15 protein-coding genes and 1 riboswitch are annotated in these 16,186 nt (G+C 61.2%); of the genes, 9 read left to right on the plus strand and 6 right to left on the minus strand.

All coding sequences use genetic code 11. The features are described 5' to 3' along the window. The first annotated feature begins 200 nt into the window (after nt 1-200). A complete protein-coding gene (locus BUB04_RS09315; RefSeq protein ID WP_178371952.1) occupies nt 201-2,069 on the plus strand; it encodes a two-component system sensor histidine kinase NtrB in 1,869 nt (622 codons plus the stop codon). Next, nucleotides 2,066-3,469, plus strand: coding sequence for a sigma-54-dependent transcriptional regulator (locus tag BUB04_RS09320; RefSeq protein ID WP_073038723.1), 1,404 nt, complete (start codon nt 2,066-2,068; stop codon nt 3,467-3,469). Before BUB04_RS09315 ends, BUB04_RS09320 begins: the two co-directional genes overlap by 4 nt. A gap of 483 nt (nt 3,470-3,952) precedes the next feature. Here BUB04_RS09320 and BUB04_RS09325 read toward each other — a convergent pair whose 3' ends face one another. Together BUB04_RS09325 and BUB04_RS09330 are read right to left on the minus strand one after the other, a co-directional pair. Next, nucleotides 3,953-4,225 carry an OsmC family protein gene (locus tag BUB04_RS09325; protein WP_073038724.1) on the minus strand — a complete coding sequence of 91 codons (273 nt, stop codon included), beginning with the start codon at nt 4,223-4,225 and terminating at the stop codon, nt 3,953-3,955. Next, nucleotides 4,226-4,420, minus strand: a complete 195-nt coding sequence (locus BUB04_RS09330; protein WP_073038725.1) for a hypothetical protein — start codon at nt 4,418-4,420, stop codon at nt 4,226-4,228. Between the two features lie 376 nt (nt 4,421-4,796). On the opposite strand from BUB04_RS09330, the gene BUB04_RS09335 reads away from it, so the two are divergent. Both BUB04_RS09335 and BUB04_RS09340 read left to right on the plus strand, forming a co-directional pair. Next, complete coding sequence (locus tag BUB04_RS09335) at nt 4,797-5,291, plus strand: RrF2 family transcriptional regulator (RefSeq protein WP_218588413.1); 495 nt, start codon at nt 4,797-4,799, stop codon at nt 5,289-5,291. A 14-nt stretch (nt 5,292-5,305) separates the two neighbouring features. Further along, nucleotides 5,306-5,848, plus strand: a complete 543-nt coding sequence (locus BUB04_RS09340; RefSeq protein ID WP_245795159.1) for an MOSC domain-containing protein — start codon at nt 5,306-5,308, stop codon at nt 5,846-5,848. 158 nt (nt 5,849-6,006) lie between these two features. Here BUB04_RS09340 and BUB04_RS09345 read toward each other — a convergent pair whose 3' ends face one another. Next, nucleotides 6,007-6,312 (minus strand): DUF6955 family protein, encoded by a 306-nt coding sequence (locus tag BUB04_RS09345; protein WP_073038726.1) that lies wholly within the window; start codon nt 6,310-6,312, stop codon nt 6,007-6,009. A 13-nt stretch (nt 6,313-6,325) separates the two neighbouring features. Beyond that, nucleotides 6,326-7,585 (minus strand): sulfate adenylyltransferase, encoded by a 1,260-nt coding sequence (gene sat / locus BUB04_RS09350; RefSeq protein ID WP_073038727.1) that lies wholly within the window; start codon nt 7,583-7,585, stop codon nt 6,326-6,328. Between the two features lie 417 nt (nt 7,586-8,002). Between sat and BUB04_RS09355 the strand changes: the two genes are divergently transcribed. Beyond that, nucleotides 8,003-8,425: a Crp/Fnr family transcriptional regulator gene (locus tag BUB04_RS09355; RefSeq protein WP_073038728.1), complete on the plus strand. Its 423-nt coding sequence runs from the start codon at nt 8,003-8,005 to the stop codon at nt 8,423-8,425. Nucleotides 8,426-8,452: 27 nt separating this feature from the next. Here BUB04_RS09355 and BUB04_RS09360 read toward each other — a convergent pair whose 3' ends face one another. Then, nucleotides 8,453-9,334, minus strand: a complete 882-nt coding sequence (locus tag BUB04_RS09360) for a hypothetical protein (RefSeq protein WP_073038729.1) — start codon at nt 9,332-9,334, stop codon at nt 8,453-8,455. 173 nt (nt 9,335-9,507) lie between these two features. Here BUB04_RS09360 and BUB04_RS09365 point away from each other — a divergent pair, with 173 nt between their 5' ends. The 4 genes from BUB04_RS09365 (at nt 9,508) to BUB04_RS09380 (ending at nt 14,602) form a co-directional block, all read left to right on the plus strand. After that, complete coding sequence (locus BUB04_RS09365) at nt 9,508-10,191, plus strand: metal-dependent hydrolase (protein WP_073038730.1); 684 nt, start codon at nt 9,508-9,510, stop codon at nt 10,189-10,191. Between the two features lie 658 nt (nt 10,192-10,849). Next, nucleotides 10,850-11,197, plus strand: a complete 348-nt coding sequence (locus BUB04_RS18755; protein WP_073038731.1) for a DUF4405 domain-containing protein — start codon at nt 10,850-10,852, stop codon at nt 11,195-11,197. Between the two features lie 260 nt (nt 11,198-11,457). Then, nucleotides 11,458-11,526, plus strand: a riboswitch (Fluoride riboswitch). A gap of 111 nt (nt 11,527-11,637) precedes the next feature. After that, the gene (locus BUB04_RS09375; protein ID WP_073038732.1) at nt 11,638-13,113 is read left to right on the plus strand and encodes a cation:proton antiporter; all 1,476 of its coding nucleotides are present in this window, start codon (nt 11,638-11,640) and stop codon (nt 13,111-13,113) included. Between the two features lie 289 nt (nt 13,114-13,402). Then, a complete protein-coding gene (locus BUB04_RS09380; RefSeq protein WP_073038733.1) occupies nt 13,403-14,602 on the plus strand; it encodes a putative sulfate/molybdate transporter in 1,200 nt (399 codons plus the stop codon). Nucleotides 14,603-14,767: 165 nt separating this feature from the next. On the opposite strand, the gene trxC is transcribed toward BUB04_RS09380, so the two are convergent. Further along, nucleotides 14,768-15,205 (minus strand): thioredoxin TrxC, encoded by a 438-nt coding sequence (gene trxC, locus BUB04_RS09385; protein ID WP_073038734.1) that lies wholly within the window; start codon nt 15,203-15,205, stop codon nt 14,768-14,770. Nucleotides 15,206-16,186: the final 981 nt, after the last annotated feature.

A 16,186-nucleotide genomic window follows, 5' to 3' on the forward strand; every position in this document is an offset into this window, starting at 1 on the left:
CTCTCTTTAGTTTTCGGAAGACTTGCTGAGTTTATCAAGCGAAAAGTGCGTTTGCCCCTGGGTCGTGTGTATCCAGTAGGACATCTCCGCCTGAGGCATTGGGCTTTCCGACGGACCATGGAGGGGATAAGATGGTGGCGTTGCAAGGAACGGCACACATATTGCCATCATTGCACGACGACAAGAAGGAGAGCCTTTCCATGCAACACGATTTCACACCCCGATCCGGCGGGCTGGGCGCCTGGTTTTCACCTCGACTCATCGTGGGCTCGGCGGTGGTCTTGGCGTTCGTCCTTTTGGTCGTTGTGGTGAAAAATATCCATCGGGAACGCTCCTTCATGGAGCAGACGCTTCTTTCCCAGGCACAGATCCTCGCCCGGTCCCTGGAAGCGGGCACGCGCACGGGGATGATGGCCCGCATGGGGTGGGGACGCGGGCAACTGCAGGTCCTGATGGACCAGATGGCCCAACAGCCCCATGTGCTCTTCCTTCGGCTCATGACTCCATCGGGATCTCTACTGGCTTCAGGCCTTTCGCAGGAAGTTGCAGAAGAAGCGCTCAAAGATTTTTCGCCGCCGGAAGGCGCTGTGGAACGGGAAACCCATGCCCTCGTCACCCTCGAAAAGCAATCCGTCTTCCTGTACGCACGGCCCTACAGGCCCTGGTTGCGCGGCGGCGCCCATCGCAACGAGCCCTGCACCGTGGAAGGCTGCGATTGGCCTCCCCCAGGAGGCCGCGGCGGCCACGGGCGTCTCCATGAGCTGGATCGGCCTCCTGCAGGGGAACAGAGTATCCTGGTGGTGGGCCTGGACGCCGGTCCCTACGAGAGCGCCCTTCAGCAGGACCTTCGCCAAAACGGTCTCCTCATGGCCGTGCTTTTTCTCGTGGGGGCGGCAGGGCTTACATCTCTGTTCTGGGCGCACCAGTATCGGCTCGCCCGGCGCTCCCTCCAGGACATGGAGATCCTTACGGAGACCATCCTTGCCCGGATGCCCGTGGGCCTCGTGGTGGTGGACGATTGGGGACTTGCTCGACGGACCAACGGCGCCGCGCACCGGCTGTTGGGTCAAGCGGCCTTGGAGGGGTCTCTTTGGAACCTTCCCGGACTGGGCCCCATTGTGGCCCGTGCATGCCGGGAACGCTCCCGCGTGGAAGAAGAAGTGCGGCTCCCCAGCGTGAACGGACGGGAGCTTTCGTTGCTCGTGAGCGTAACTCCGCTTGAGAACCCCCAGGGGCAGATCAGGCTCTTTCTGGTGCTTCTTTCCGATCTCACCGGCCTTCGAAAACTGGAGGATAAACTGCGTCGAAGCGAACACCTGGCCTCCCTGGGGCGCCTCGCCGCCGGCGTGGCCCACGAGATCCGAAACCCGCTGAGCTCCATCAAGGGCTTTGCCGCCATCTTGGCGGGAAAGGCGTCCGGAGATCCCTCGGCCGCGGAAATCTCCCGGGTTTTTCAAAACGAGGTGGAACGTCTCAACCGCGTGGTCACCGAACTCCTGGAATTCGCCCGTACGCCCGACCTTCGGCCGGACACCTTGGAGGTGCGCCGGTTGGTGGACCATACGGTGCGGCTCGTGGAAACGGATGCCGCACACGCCCGGGTTTCCATCCACGTGGAGGTGGACCCTCCGGACTTGCGGCTGGTAGCCGACGGGGACCGCCTTGCCCAAGCCCTCTTGAACCTCTATCTCAACGCCATCCAGGCCATGGAAGGCGGTGGCAACCTCAGCATCCGAGCCTTCCGGGACGGCCAGGCGGTGGTCTTTTCCGTTGAAGATAGCGGTCCGGGCATTCCCCAGGAGGTGTTGAGACGCATCTTCGACCCTTACTTTACCACCAAGCCGCGGGGCGTGGGCCTGGGGCTCGCCATCGTGCATCGGGTCGTGGAAGCCCACCACGGTGAGGTGATTGTTGAAAGCGGCGCGGCATCCGGCACCCGGTTCCAGATCCGCTTGCCCTGCAACGGAAAGGACCTGTCCCTCGGGGAGGGGGGAGAAGACGCCCGCCCTTTGAGTCCCGATGTGCCCGGAACTCATGAACGGCAGGGAATGGAAAAGGAAAAACCGTGACACTTCAACAGAGGCCTCGCATTCTCGTTGTGGACGATGACGACGCCCATCGGCTCATGCTTTCCACGCTCCTGAAGGATTGGGGATTCGCCGTGGAGGAAGCCGACGATGGTCAACAGGCGGTGCAGCTCATCCGGCAGGGACCTTTGGACCTGGTCCTCATGGATGTGCGCATGCCCGGAATGGACGGCATCGAGGCGACCCGCCGCATCCATCGCTATAACCCTGCCGTCCCCGTCATCATCCTGACGGCCTATTCCTCCATTCCTTCGGCGGTGGAAGCGCTCAAGGCGGGGGCGTACGATTACCTCACCAAGCCCATCGACTTCGATGCCCTGCGCCTGGCCATGGACCGGGCTCTGGATCACACGCGGCTTCGAACGGAAAACGCGGAGTTGAAAGAGCAATTGAGCCGGCTACAGTTGCCGGAAATCGTGGGAAAGAGCCGGGCCATGACCCAACTGGTGGAAATGCTCGCTCTCGTGGCCCCCAGTGAAGCCACCGTGCTCATCACGGGCGAGAGCGGAACGGGCAAGGGCCTCGTGGCTCGAGCCCTTCACGCCAACAGCATGCGAAAGGCCGGACCGTTGGTGGAAGTCAACTGCGCCGCCATTCCGGAAAACCTCTTGGAGTCTGAATTATTCGGCCACGAGAAGGGAGCCTTCACGGGTGCGGACAAGCCTCGCCGAGGCCGCTTTGCGCAAGCCGACGGCGGCACCATCTTCCTGGACGAGGTGGGGGAACTGTCCGTCTTCATGCAGGCCAAGCTTCTGCGGGTGCTTCAGGACGGGATCCTACAGCGCGTGGGAAGCGACCGGACGCACACCGTGGATGTGCGTGTGGTGGCCGCCACCAACCGGGACCTGCTGCAGATGGTGCGGGAGGGAACCTTCCGGGAGGATCTCTACTACCGGCTCAACGTGGTGGCCCTGGAGGTGCCCCCTCTTCGAGACCGGCGGGACGACATTCCGCTGCTGACCCAACACTTCCTTTCCCTCTATGCGGAAAAGAACAGCCGCCTGGTCAAGGGCGTCACGCCCCAGGTGATGGACATCTTCATGCGCTACGACTGGCCGGGAAACGTGCGGGAGTTGGAAAACGTCCTGGAGCGGGCGGTCATCCTTCTGCGGGGGGACTACGTGACGGAAAGGGAGCTCCCCTTCCATCTTCAGGAAATGGGCCAGGGCGCGCCGTCCTCCCTTCCGGAACCCCTCCCGGGTGTCCCGGTGGACAGCACCTGGACCCTGGCGGAGATGGAAAAACAAATGATCCTTCGGGTCCTGGAAGATACCGGAGGGAACAAGAGCGAGGCCGCGCGCAGACTCGGCATCACCCGCCGCACCCTCAAGCTGAAACTCAAAAGGTATGCGGAAGAAGGCGCCGCGAAGAAACGGGCATAAGCGCCAATGGGCTTTGGCCGACAAAGCCCTGTAGGGGCGAATGAATATTCGCCCCTACAGGGTGCGCTCACGAACAAAACGAGGAAGCGTTTCATATGGAATTGGACGATTTCCCCTCATCGCGAGGATCCGGCGGTGTGGGGTTTATCCCCGGCCGTTCATTGTAGCCGCTGGGCCGAAGGCCCGCGGAGAGGGGTCATCATAAGCCCCTGAAGGGGCAGGCAATACCCGATGCGCCATCCCGCGTCCGGGGATTCCTCCGCAGCCATCAAGGGTGCGCCACGAGGAAAGAGGTCATCGCGTGCGTTGTCGGACAGCCTCCTGGGAGCGTGGCCTAGAGTGACTGATTTGCGCTGTTCAGCGCCCATTCGTCATCCCCGCGGAAGCGGGGATCCAGGATTTCCGGCAGCTTATGGACTCCCGCTTGCGTGGGAGTGACGGTTGGGGGAGTTCTCAGACAGCCTCCCCGAGCTCCCCGGACCGTCAGTCCGTCGTGGTGAGATGGAGCTCATCGCGGATGTCAATGCACCCGATAACGGTCTGGGCCGCGGGGCAGTGCACCAGATACTCCTTCATGGCTTCCTTGGCCGATTCCTCCTTTCCCGGTTTCAACTTGAGGTAATAGTCCACCTTCAGCCGGGTGATCTTGAGAACACCATCCACGTCTTCGATGTCTCCGGTGATCTCCGCCCGGTACACATCCTTGTGGCTCTGAATGCCTCTTTTGGCCAGCTCCACGGCCAATGTGCCCATCATTCAGCCGCCCACCGCCCCCACGATGTGATCCAATGTGGCGGCATGCTCCTCTTCGGGGTCGATCCGGTAAAATTTCCTGATTCCGCCATGCACGCCGTAAAATACGGGCTGGTCAAAGCCTTCGATCACGGCCCTGCGAGTCGGCCCTCGTTCCCGCGTGATGACGATCCTGGACTGATGCACCACCTTTGCCATCTTCCGCTCTCCTTTCCCGTCTGTTTGCAGATCCTTTCGAAGCCCCCAAAAGCCCCTTCCTCTTACCCCTTTAACCCTTGGATGCGTTCGGGGCAAACACCAGCTTCCCCCTCTCGTAAACCCAGCCGCCAACATCCGATTTCTCCGATCATCGGTTGACGCCTTTTCACCGGTCAATTACCCTGGATGTGTATCAGGAACAGGAACCAGAACCTGGTCCGCCCCTTCCATGGCAACGCCGGAGCTTGACAACCCGACGGACGATGTGCGTTACTCACGCGAGGATCTTCACAAGGCAGGGGCGGAGAGATCGTCCCCATTGTTCCTCGGTGGACGCACCAGCGATCGGCGGGTTGGAAAGAGGAGAGAGCGGTTCATGGTGAAGCTATCGACGAAAAGCCGTTACGGCACGCGACTGGTTCTGGATATGGCCCGCTATTACGGCGAAGGACCTGTTCAACTGGCGGACATCGCAGCGAGACAGCAGGTTTCCGTCAAATACCTGGAACAGATCGTCATCCCGCTCAAACGAGCCGGGATCGTGGAAAGCTTGCGAGGCGCCCGGGGCGGGCACTTTCTTCTAGTGGATCCCCGAGAAATCACCGTGGGCCGCATTGTCTGCCTACTGGAAGGAGACCAGTGGCTGGTTCATTGCACCAACGACCCCGGATCTTGCGATAGGGCTTCTTCCTGTGTGACCCGCATCGTTTGGCAGGAAGCCGCCAATGCCATGCTGGAGAAGCTCTCTTCCTACACCTTCCAGGATCTTTTGGACATGGAGGACGCTCTGGCGTCGGAAAAGGCCCGATCCCACGTACAAACGAGGGATAAAGGACCTTTTCGGGAATCCGCGGAATGCGGGTGTGCCTGACGATTGAGTCAACGATGAACCTCTTGGGGGAATGCGGCAACGATTCCCTGTGCGGGTGGAGCCGGCCGACTGAGATGGAGCTTGAAGAAGAGTGCAGCGAAATGCCGTTCCTCGTAGCTGACAACTCCCGTGTGGTTTCCCTGGCGGTGAGCCGAAAGAAGGGCACCCGCAAACAGTGCGTGGATCATGTGCGGCTGATCGCCGAATACGGTGTGGAAGGAGACGCCCATGCCGGTCCCGGGGACCGGCAGGTGAGTCTCCTGGCTTCGGAAAGCATTCGCCGGGTCCGCACACAGGGCCTGGAGGTGGCTTTCGGCGATTTTGCCGAAAACATCGCCACGGAAGGAATTTCATGGCTCTCCGTTCCCGTGGGAACCCGCTTTGCCATCGGAGATGAGGCCGTGGTGGAGATAACGCGCATCGGCAAGGAGTGTCACAAGAAGTGCGCCATCTTCTATCAGGCCGGAGATTGCATCATGCCCCGGGAAGGGGTCTTCGCCCGCGTCCTCCGGGGCGGAATTGTTCGGGTGGGCGATCCCATCCGCAAGTTGGATTAAACAGAGAATCCGGGGGTTGTGAGTGCCCTTTCCCGCGGGGCGGCGGCCCCACGGCTACGAAGGGAACGGAAATTCCCCGGCATTTTGGTCCGGGAGAGCCTTTCCCCAATCCGCACCCCGGCGACCGGCATACCGGCTCCCGGTGCTGATCCGGCGGCCTACCTGGATGCCTCCTGAAGGAATTCCCCCAGAATTTCCACGCTCTTTCTTTCCACCACCTTGTCGAAGATCCTGTCCTTCACCTCCCGCGGCAGCAGTTCGATGCTCTTGGTGGTGGCGGAATCGAACTTGGCCGTGGGAAACAGACGGAGGATCGCATCCTTTTGCGCCTCGTCGGCATGGACGCGGATCACCTTCATGCCCGCCAGCATCTCTTCGCACAAATCCGCCAGTCCCGCCGCCTTCAGTTTTTCATAGCGTTCTTCATTGACCCAGATGTTGATGGGATACCTTTCCTCGGCCATAGAACACCTCCTCTCACGCCTCCAAGGCCGGGATCGTAAACACCGGCGTTCTCTTGGCGAGATATTCGTCCGTGACGAAGGGCGAGCCGAAGCCGTACTTTTCGGCGCATTCCATCACCAGATCGAAGACTTCCGGGCGGAAGATGAGCCGGGGCGGCTTCACTCCGTCCTGGACGATGCTGCGAATCACCGTGCCGCTGAACTTTTGCCATTCGTCCCGGTGGTTGCACAGGCCTTCGCTGGTGATCTCGCCGCAGTGGGGGCAGTAGAGCCAGTTCATGGAATAGACCGGCGTGATGGCCAGCTCGTCCTGGACCGTGGCCAGAAGCCGGTGGGCGTCGTAGGGCCCGTAGTAGGTGCCCACCCCGGCGTGGTCTCTTCCGAACATGTGGTGGGTGAGGCCCAGGTTCGTTCGCAGGATCGCATGGAAGACCGCCTCCCGGGGCCCGGCATAGCGCATGTCCCAAAAGGTCAAGGACGTCATGTGGTTGTGGTCCCCGAAGTAGCCGGCCTTTCTCAGTTCGTCCTGGGTGAGGATGATGGCCTCGTCAATGTAATCCCCTTTTCTCTTCTCCCCAATGATGGCGTTCACCAGAACCCCCACCAGGGGCTTTTCGATGGGAAGTTCCGCGTAGGTTTGAAACCAGGCCCCCTTCATGAGCCATTCGTGGCCCGTGTGAGGGACGTTTCGGGTCTGGTGCGCCACGATCCGCTGCCAGCCCTTTTCCCGAAAGCGTTTGCGCATCTCCAGGGGTGGGATGAAATAGGGGTCGAAAGGTGGGTTGATCACCGGGCGGGTCACCAAGGTCACCGGTCCGGCCAGGAAGACGTCCTTGTAGGCGTAGGTGCGCGCACAGCCCGGGTGTTTTTCTTCCGTGGTGCCGTAAACCGCCTGGCAGATGGCCGCCTTGTCGTACGAGTAGATCTCCCGAACCTCCATGACGGCCATGGGGCGGTCGTGGTAGGTGAGGCACAGGGTGTCTCCTTTCTTGATCCCGTGGTCGGCCAGCTCCTCCTTCGAAAGGTCGAACAGGATGGGGATGCTCCACACGGTCCCGTCCTTCAGGCGCATCCGGGAACAGACCGCATCCACATCCTCCTTGCCCATGAATCCCTCCAGCGGGCAGAACCAGCCGTAGGCGATGTCGATGATTTCGTTGGCTATCTGGCTCCGGACCGGTACCCGGGGCAGCCCGCGGACCCTGGCGGCCGCCTCTTCCGGAGCGAGGATCCTTTCCCGTATCTCCTTGCCTCCGTGCCCGATCTCAGCCATGCCGTCTCCTTTCCGTCTCGGGTTTCGTGCCACGTTGTCATCCGGAAGCCGGGACGATGTGATGGTTGGATGCGAAGGCGTCTCACCTCCCCTCCCGTGCGCCTTGGGGCGCACCTGAGCCTTGCGTTCTGCCAAGAGCCACGCCGTCTTCAGCTCCGTTTGGCGAGGTGCGGAATCGCGGGGTAAAGGCCGCGGGAAGATGTTCAACCGGGCGACAAATCATCAACCATGCGTGGCCGATGCTACTTCCAATCATAGTTCTGGATTTCTCAATGGGTCAATGTGCGGAGAAGGCAAAACTGGAATCTTTTTCCCAGGCGGGGTAAAAAGAGGCATTTCCAGTCGATCGGATGGGCAACGAAACTCTTGTCCCGGACATCCCACACCTTCCTGTGCCCATAACCAAGGAGGCGCCGTATGTTTCTGCACAAGATTGAGATCTTCGAGGGCCTGAGTTCGGATGTGCTGCAGGAAATCGAGCAAATCGCCAAGGAAGCAAGCCTGCCCGAAGGCACGGTCCTTTTTCGGGCGGGAGATCCGGCGGATAATCTCTACGTTCTCAAAGACGGCCAGGTGGCTCTCACCACCGGCGGAGCCTCGCCCATCACCTTTCCCATCGACGAACCCGGCGGCGTCTTCGGCTGGTCCTCCCTGGTGGAGCCCCGGATTTACACGGCCACGGCGGAACTCACCATGGACAGCACCCTCTACAGCCTGGACGGCGGGAGGCTGCTGGATCTCTTTGAAAAACATCCCGGGGACGGGCTTTTGGCGCTCCGTCGTCTCGCCCGCATCATCGCATCGCGACTCAAGGCCAGCTACGAGCGCTTCGGCAAGTAGGCGCGCAGGGGATTTCCGAGCGCGGATTCAGTCGCAGGCGTTGATGGTGCAGGCCCCACCGCTGCCCGGAAGGGAAATCCACGAACCGTCGAAAAGGTCCGAAGCCGGGGGTTGAAGGGCGCTGAGCAGTGCCGGTTTGATGGCTTCTCCCGAGATGATCCGGCCCCGAACCACCAGCAGCGGCACCTGGCGGTAGCCGTTTTCCACGCAGAACCGGTTGTTGGCGCGGACCACCGCGGCGGTTCCCATGAAGCAGCGGATCCGGTCGGACCACCGGTAGCAGGTGGTGCAGTGATCCCGGACGAGCTTCCACACCGAACGAAGGCTCCAGGCTTCCGGGCAGAGTTTGACCCGCCTTTGCGGATCCATCTGCTGGAGGAGATCCAGGAGGCTGTGACAGTGCGTGCAGGCGGGCTCGAAGACCAGGCTGATTTCATCGCTCTTGGGATCCAGCGTGGAATAGGGCGTTTCGCTGCAGGCGCAGGCGGACAGGATAAGCAGGAAGAAGACGGCCGCCGTCGCGCCCGTTCCGCCCGCCACCCAGGCGAAGGCCAGCCGGTGGCGGCGGCCGCTGTAGGGATTCGAGAAGGCGTAGAAAAGAAGGAGCGCCCCGTAGGTGAGGCAGGCGGTGCAGTAGATCCCGAGGACCACCTGGGTGAGCGCCAGGCCCGCTTCCACCCAAAGGCCGGCCGATACCAGCCAGGGAACAAACCGCGGCCTCCACAGGGCGGCCGTCCCCAGCACCAAAGCATAGGCGGCGCCCACCCACCACAGGGCCGGATTCTGAATGGCCTGGCAGCCGAAGGACCCGCACAGGGCTCCTCCCAAGGTGAGGGCGTTGGCCAGGCTGAAAAGGACCATGGCCCCAAGGGCAATCCAGGCCGGCACACTTCGGACGTTCCGCTTCATGAAACCGTTCGCTCCTTTTCCAGCCGTTCCGAGCCGCGCCGCATCTTGTCAACGAGGCCCGTTTGTGTCAATCGTAACCGGGGACTTTGACCGTCCCCCGCCCATTTCCCTATCGGCTTGTCGGCTGAAAACCTTCAATCGCTGCAATCCTCGAAAACGTCAAGGAGGAAGCCATGAGTGTTCGTGTTACCTGGTACAGTCACGCCTGCCTGCACATCGACGTGAACGGAACCCATCTGCTGGTGGACCCGTTCCTCACGGGCAATCCCCTTGCCGCCGCTTCCGCGGACCAGGTGCCGGCGGACTACATCTTCGTCTCCCACGGCCACGGCGACCACCTGGGAGATACGGTGGCCATCGCCAAGCGGACCGGCGCCACGGTCATCTCCAACTTCGAAATCCACAACTGGCTGGCCGCCCAGGGGCTTCAGAAGCTCCATCCCCACCACATCGGCGGCGGATCGAACCACCCCTGGGGCCGGGTGAAGCTCACCATCGCCCATCACGGCTCCGCCCTGCCCGACGGGTCCTACGGCGGAAACCCCTGCGGCTTTCTTTTCACCGTGGACGGAAAGAAGATCTACCACGCCTGCGACACGGGCCTCTTCTACGACATGAAGCTCATCGGCGAGGAAGGCATCGACCTGGCCGTTCTTCCCATCGGGGACAACTTCACCATGGGCCCGGACGACGCCCTGCGGGCTGTGAAGCTTTTGGAGCCGAAAAAGGTCCTTCCCATCCACTACGACACCTTCGACATCATCAAGCAGGACCCGGCGGCGTGGAAGGAGCGCGTGGAAAAGGAAACCTCCGCCCACGTGGCGCTCCTGAAACCGGGCGAAAGCCTGGAACTCTAGGCGGGAATCGGCTCGACTTTGCGCGCCGTGTGTAACAGAACCGCCAATGAACGCGAATGAATGCCAGTAGGTGCCGGCGGACGGCGGGAACGGCGGGCTTTGAGTCTTCGCTCATGGGGCTTCGCAAAGGCCCCTGGCTTCCCTAGGAGCCCGACCGACGACGGCTGATTGGCGCCGTTCAACGCCCATTCGTCATCCCCGCGGAAGCGGGGACCCTGCATTTTCAGTAAGTTATGGACTCCCGCTTGCGCGGGAGTGCCGGTTTGCGGAGTTCTCGGATAGCCTCCCCGCGCCTCATGGGTAGGGGCGAAAGATTTTTCGCCCCTACGATTTGGGCGCGCCCCGGCACACGCTGATTCTTCTCGCATCGAACACGGCGCGCGCCGTCGCCCCACGGCCGGGGAGGGTCAGGTCTGGGTAAAGAGAATCCACATGGAGGCGCCCTTGGGTTCTTTTGATCCAGTCCCCCGCGGCGTTCGGGGGCCCACCCTCCGCCGGTGGCGGCCTTCCCATGCCGAACTGGTCGCTTGGCTCGGAACTTGCCCTTTCCACCCCGTTAAGCACACAGGCGAATTTCCCGCGAAACGGGTATGTCCCCAGCCCCCTTGGGCTCTGGGGCAGTCGCCCGCGAACACCCATCCACACAGAGGAGATCGCCATGGACAAGAATCGCTGGCTCTATGTGACGGGCACCCTGCTTTTCGTGGCCTTTTCCACTCTGGCCGTTCTGGGATTCTTGCTGAAATTCGCCATCCCCCATGGAGGCCGTTTCGGGGGCGCCCCGCCGACGTTCCTCGGCCTCACGCGCCATGACTGGGCGGATTTTCACGGTATGGTGGGCATCCTCTTCATCTGCCTGGCGGTGATCCACATCGTCCTCAACTGGAAATGGGTGGTCCAGTCCAGCAAGCGCTATCTGGGCGACAATTGGCAGAAGGCCCTTTGGGCCGTCGGCACCTCCTGGGTGCTGGTGCTTTTTCTGGGCTACCTCTTCAGCCGGTTCTAGGAAGTTGTCCGACAACGGCAGATTTGCGCCGTTCAACGCCGATTCGTCATCCCCGCGAAAGCGGGGATCCAGGATTTCCGGGAACTTATGGACTCCCGCTTGCGCGGGAGTGACGGATTGATCAGTTTGGGGCTGAATCCTCGCGGCTACGAAGAAAACGTAAATTTGTCGGTATCTCGTCCAGACTTCCATTCTTAGGCAAGCTCCAAGTTGTTGGGTTGACAGCAGCCTCGCTTTGTGTTTACCAGAGCTTTCACACGCAGAGAAAAGGCAATGAAGTCTGCCTGAACCACCTGCGCCCGGCGCCGGTTGATGACTTCTACCTCAGGGGGTGGAAGTCTTTTTTTTTGCCGGGTTCTCACGGCATGGACAGGCACCCTATCGGGGGAAACCGTTTCGGAGCGCGCGGACCCACAAGAGCATTCATCGGAGGATCCACCATGGCGGTCAGCCTGGCACTCATCGTTGTTCTCGGTTTGGCGGCGGATTACCTCTTCCGAAAGCTGAAGCTCCCGGGCCTCGTAGGGATGCTCATCGTGGGTATCCTGGTGGGGCCCTATGTGTTGGGGCTCATGCGTCCGGAGATGATGCAGGTCTCGGCGGACTTTCGAAAGATCGCCCTCATCGTGATCCTGCTTCGGGCGGGTTTTGAGCTGCATCGCGACACCTTGAACCGGGTGGGCCGGGCGGCCCTCATCATGAGCGCCGTGCCGGCCGTATTCGAGATCCTCGGAGTAATGTGGGTCGCTCCCAAGTGGCTGGGCATCACTTCCCTGGAAGCCGCCATTCTGGGCTCCATCCTGGCTGCTGTCTCTCCGGCCGTGGTCGTTCCGCTGATGATCGACTTCATGGACCGGGGCCGCGGCGCCAAGAAGGGCATCCCCACGCTCATTCTGGGGGCTTCGTCGGTGGACGACGTCTTCGTGATCGTCTTGTTCACCATCTTTCTGGGCATGTACGGCGGCGGGAAGGTGAACCTCTGGGCCAAGCTGGCCGAGATCCCCATTTCCATCACCCTGGGGATTTTGGTGGGCTTCATTCCGGGCTATCTTCTCTACAAGCTCTTCACCCGTTACGATTGGCGGCCGCCCAAGCGCACCCTGGTGGTTTTGGGGGTGTCCATCTTTCTCACGTGGCTGGAAACGGCGGTGGAACAGTGGGTCCCGCTGGCGAGCCTCCTGGGGGTCATGGCCATCGGTTTCGTCATCCTGGAAAAGGCCGAACCCATCGCCCATCTCATCTCGCAAAAGCTCAAGAAGCTCTGGGTCTTCGCCGAACTGCTGCTCTTCGTTCTGGTGGGCGCCCAGGTGAACATCCACGTGGCCTGGAAGGCGGGCCTGGCCGGAACGGCCGTGATCTTTGTGGGCCTTGTCTTTCGAAGCATCGGCACCTGGGTCTCTCTCATCGGCACGCCGTACAATTGGAAGGAAAAGCTCTTCTGCGTGGTGGCCTACATCCCCAAGGCCACCGTCCAGGCGGCCATCGGCGCCGTGCCCCTGGCGGCCGGCGTGGCTTCGGGCGAGGTGATCCTCGCCGTGGCGGTCCTCTCCATCCTGCTCACCGCCCCCATCGGCGCCATCGGTATCATGATTCTGGGAGAACGCATCCTGGACCACGGAGAAAAGTCTCCTTACACCTTCAAGTCTTTAAGGGAAAAGCTGCAGCTTCCCCGGGTGGGGGAAAGGGTCCGGAGCAAGCGCTACGGCACGGTGTGGAAGATCATCGAAGAGCGCGAGACGTGGATTTCCGCTCCCGGCGTCGCAGCCTCGCCCAACGGCCAAATCCCCGCCATCCTCATCCGCTATTGGAAGGAAGGAAGCGGCGACGGCCCCGGAACGGGAAAGACCATGACCCACCGGTACAGTCAATTGGATCCGTCCTTCCACGACCACTGGGAAGTGCTCTACGATTGGTAAGGCCCCGGGAGCTCCTTCGCGCTGGCGAACGGCGCAATCTTCGGGCATAAAGAGCTGGGTGCCGTATCGTGCTAACCGATGGACGAAGATCCTCTGAGTCAATCCTGAATTGGACGGTTCTTTCTAATGGACAGCTCCTGAAGGGCGGGCGTAAAGCCCGCCCCTACAAAAAGCCCCGGACCCATTGGGTAGGGGCGGGGTTTATCCCCGCCCGCTAATCACGCGGTGTAAGAGACACCCGAAGAAAAAATCGCACAGATTAGGTCAATCCCAACGCTGGAGGGGATGGATGCCGAAACGCTACCGATTCGACCGCATGGAATGGGCCGGCTCATTGGGGGATTTGGGAACGCTCCTACCGCTCGCCCTGGGCATGATCGTGGTGAACGGGCTGGATCCCGCGGGCCTTTTCTTTTCCGTGGGGATCTTCTACATCCTCTCCGGCCTTTACTTCAACCTGACCGTTCCCATTCAGCCCATGAAGGTCATCGGGGCCTATGCCATCGTCTCGGCCCTTCCCGCCACCCAGATCCTGGCCTCCGGCCTTCTCATCGGCGTCTTCCTCCTTGTCATCGGCGTCACCGGAGCCATGGACGTGATCGGCCGATGGGTGCCCAAGCCCGTGGTGCGCGGAGTCCAGATGTCCACCGGGACGCTCCTCATGGCCCAGGGCGTTCGCTTCATGCTGGGAACGTCCACCTATCAGGCCCTGCGAAACGCCGCCGAACCCTACCTTTCGATTCAAAGCCTGGGACCGCTTCCCATCGGGATCGCTTTGGGGGTGCTGGGGACCTTTCTCACGCTGCTCCTTCTGGACAACCGAAAGCTCCCCGCAGGGCTGGTGGTGGTGGGCGGCGGACTTTTGCTGGGAGTCCTTTTCGGCACCGGGGACGGCTTCCGGGATCTATCCGTGGGCTTTTATCTGCCGTCCTGGATGCCGTTGGGCATGCCGTCCCGGGTGGATTTCAGCCTGGCCCTGGTGATGCTGGTGCTTCCCCAGATTCCCATGACTCTCGGAAACGCCGTCATCGCCTACGTGGATCTTTCCCGCGAATACTTCGGGGAAAGGAGCCGGCGTGTGACCTACCGGGCCGCGTGCGTCAGCATGGGTCTGGCCAACCTGGCGAGCTTTTTCCTGGGAGGGATGCCCATTTGCCATGGAGCCGGCGGACTGGCGGCCCACTATCGTTTCGGCGCACGAACGGCCGGATCCAATCTCATCATCGGCTCCCTCTTCGTCGTCCTGGCCCTGGTACTGGGAAAGCACGTCTACACCGCCAGCACGCTGATTCCCTTGGCGGTTCTCGGCGTGCTGCTCCTCTTCGCCGGGACCCAGCTGGCCCTCACCATCCTGGACATGAGGGAACGAAAGGACCTGTTCGTGGTGCTGGTCATGCTGGGGATCACCCTGGCGTCCAACCTGGCCGCCGGTTTCATCGTCGGCATCCTGGTGGCCTATCTCCTTCGCTGGAAACACCTGAACGTCTGAAGAGAACGAAAAACCCGGCGAACGCACCCAAGGCTTGTCACGCCTTACGCCGTTTCTCCGGAGCGACCGAGCCTTGCTGCAGGCTCTTTCGTCCACGGGCGATGGCCAGTCCAGAGGAATGCGGGCGTTTATAGGAATGGCAACCTTCGGCGCCGGCTGTGGAGATCAATCCGTAAATTGCTCCACCCAGCGCACCAGGGACGCGGCGTCCATGGCCCCCGAGCGCCTGGCCCGCTCCCGCCCGCCCTTGAAGATCACCACGGTGGGAATACTTCGGATGCCGTAACGGGCCGCAAGAGCCTGTTCCCGTTCCGTGTTGACCTTGAGAAACCGGGCGGAGGAAGCCAGTTTTCGGGCCGCCGTCTCAAAGGCGGGAGCCATCATGCGGCACGGCCCGCACCAGGGCGCCCAAAAATCCACCACCACGGGGAGATCGGAACGGGTTATATGCTTTTCAAATGCATCGCCGCCCACTTCCAGGGGCTTACCCGGTAAAAGCTCGGCGGAGCATTTGCCGCAGACGGGATGGTTCATCAGCCGCAGCGCATCCACTCGGTTGACCGACGTGCAGCGGGGACAGACCACATGGAGGGATTCCTTCATCGCACCACCTCCTCACGAGCGATCATCGTTCCGGTTGCGTTTTCCCCATCCCGTTAAGCACGGCCCGAGCCCGCCGCAAGCGTTGCCCCGCCTCGTCCTTCCTGGTTCTTTCGAACGAATCGATCCATTCTCCCTGGGCGCCTGTCCGAGAACTCCTCAAAGCGCCACTCCTGCGCAAGCGGGAGTCCATAAGCTGCCGGAAATCCTGGATCCCCGCTCCCCGTTCAAGCCGGGGACAAGCTTCGCGGGGATGACAAGTGGGCGTTGAACCGCGCAAATCAATCGTTTTCAGACAGCCTCCTACGAGGCTGTCCGAGAACAAGTTTCCTTCATCAACCGACAAGGATTCCGTGGTCTTTCGTAGCCGCGAGGCTTCAGCCCCGCGGGGAACTTCGTCGAGTGCCTGTTATTCACATGAAAAAGCCAGTGGTTTCCACTGTCTCGATTTTTCGTTCCCTGACGGTCCGGGTGAGGCCCGCCATGCCGATTGGATGAATGTACCTGCGCCGAGGCGATGTGCGTCCTGTGGGAGCGCCGCGAGGCGCGATGAGCCGGGAGCGGCCGCACCGCCACGGAATGGCCGGCCACCCCTTTCGCGGCTTTCGCCGCTCCCACACACCCCATCCCTGCCCCGTGCCCGTCCATAGGCATTCCGTTGAGACACGGAATGGGGGCTATTCTCGGACAGCCTCCTAGGAGCTTGTCCGAGAATTGATACACATGAGATGTTAATCTCATATGCATACGCTATTTGTACTTGACAGTATAGTGCTACGCTGATATGTTGTTCCCATGAGCGTTAGACTCATTTGGGGGAGCGGCACTATGATTCCATTCAAGACTGATCCGATTCAGTTCCGGCAACGGCAACTTTTTCCGACTTATATATTCGACCTGCTGCCCAAGGATCACCCATGTTTTGTTTTTGATGATATTTTTCAGATGCTCGACACATCCAGTGTGGAAGAGCAATACAGTCCT

This window comes from Desulfacinum infernum DSM 9756, from assembly GCF_900129305.1.
Taxonomy (GTDB): domain Bacteria; phylum Desulfobacterota; class Syntrophobacteria; order Syntrophobacterales; family DSM-9756; genus Desulfacinum; species Desulfacinum infernum.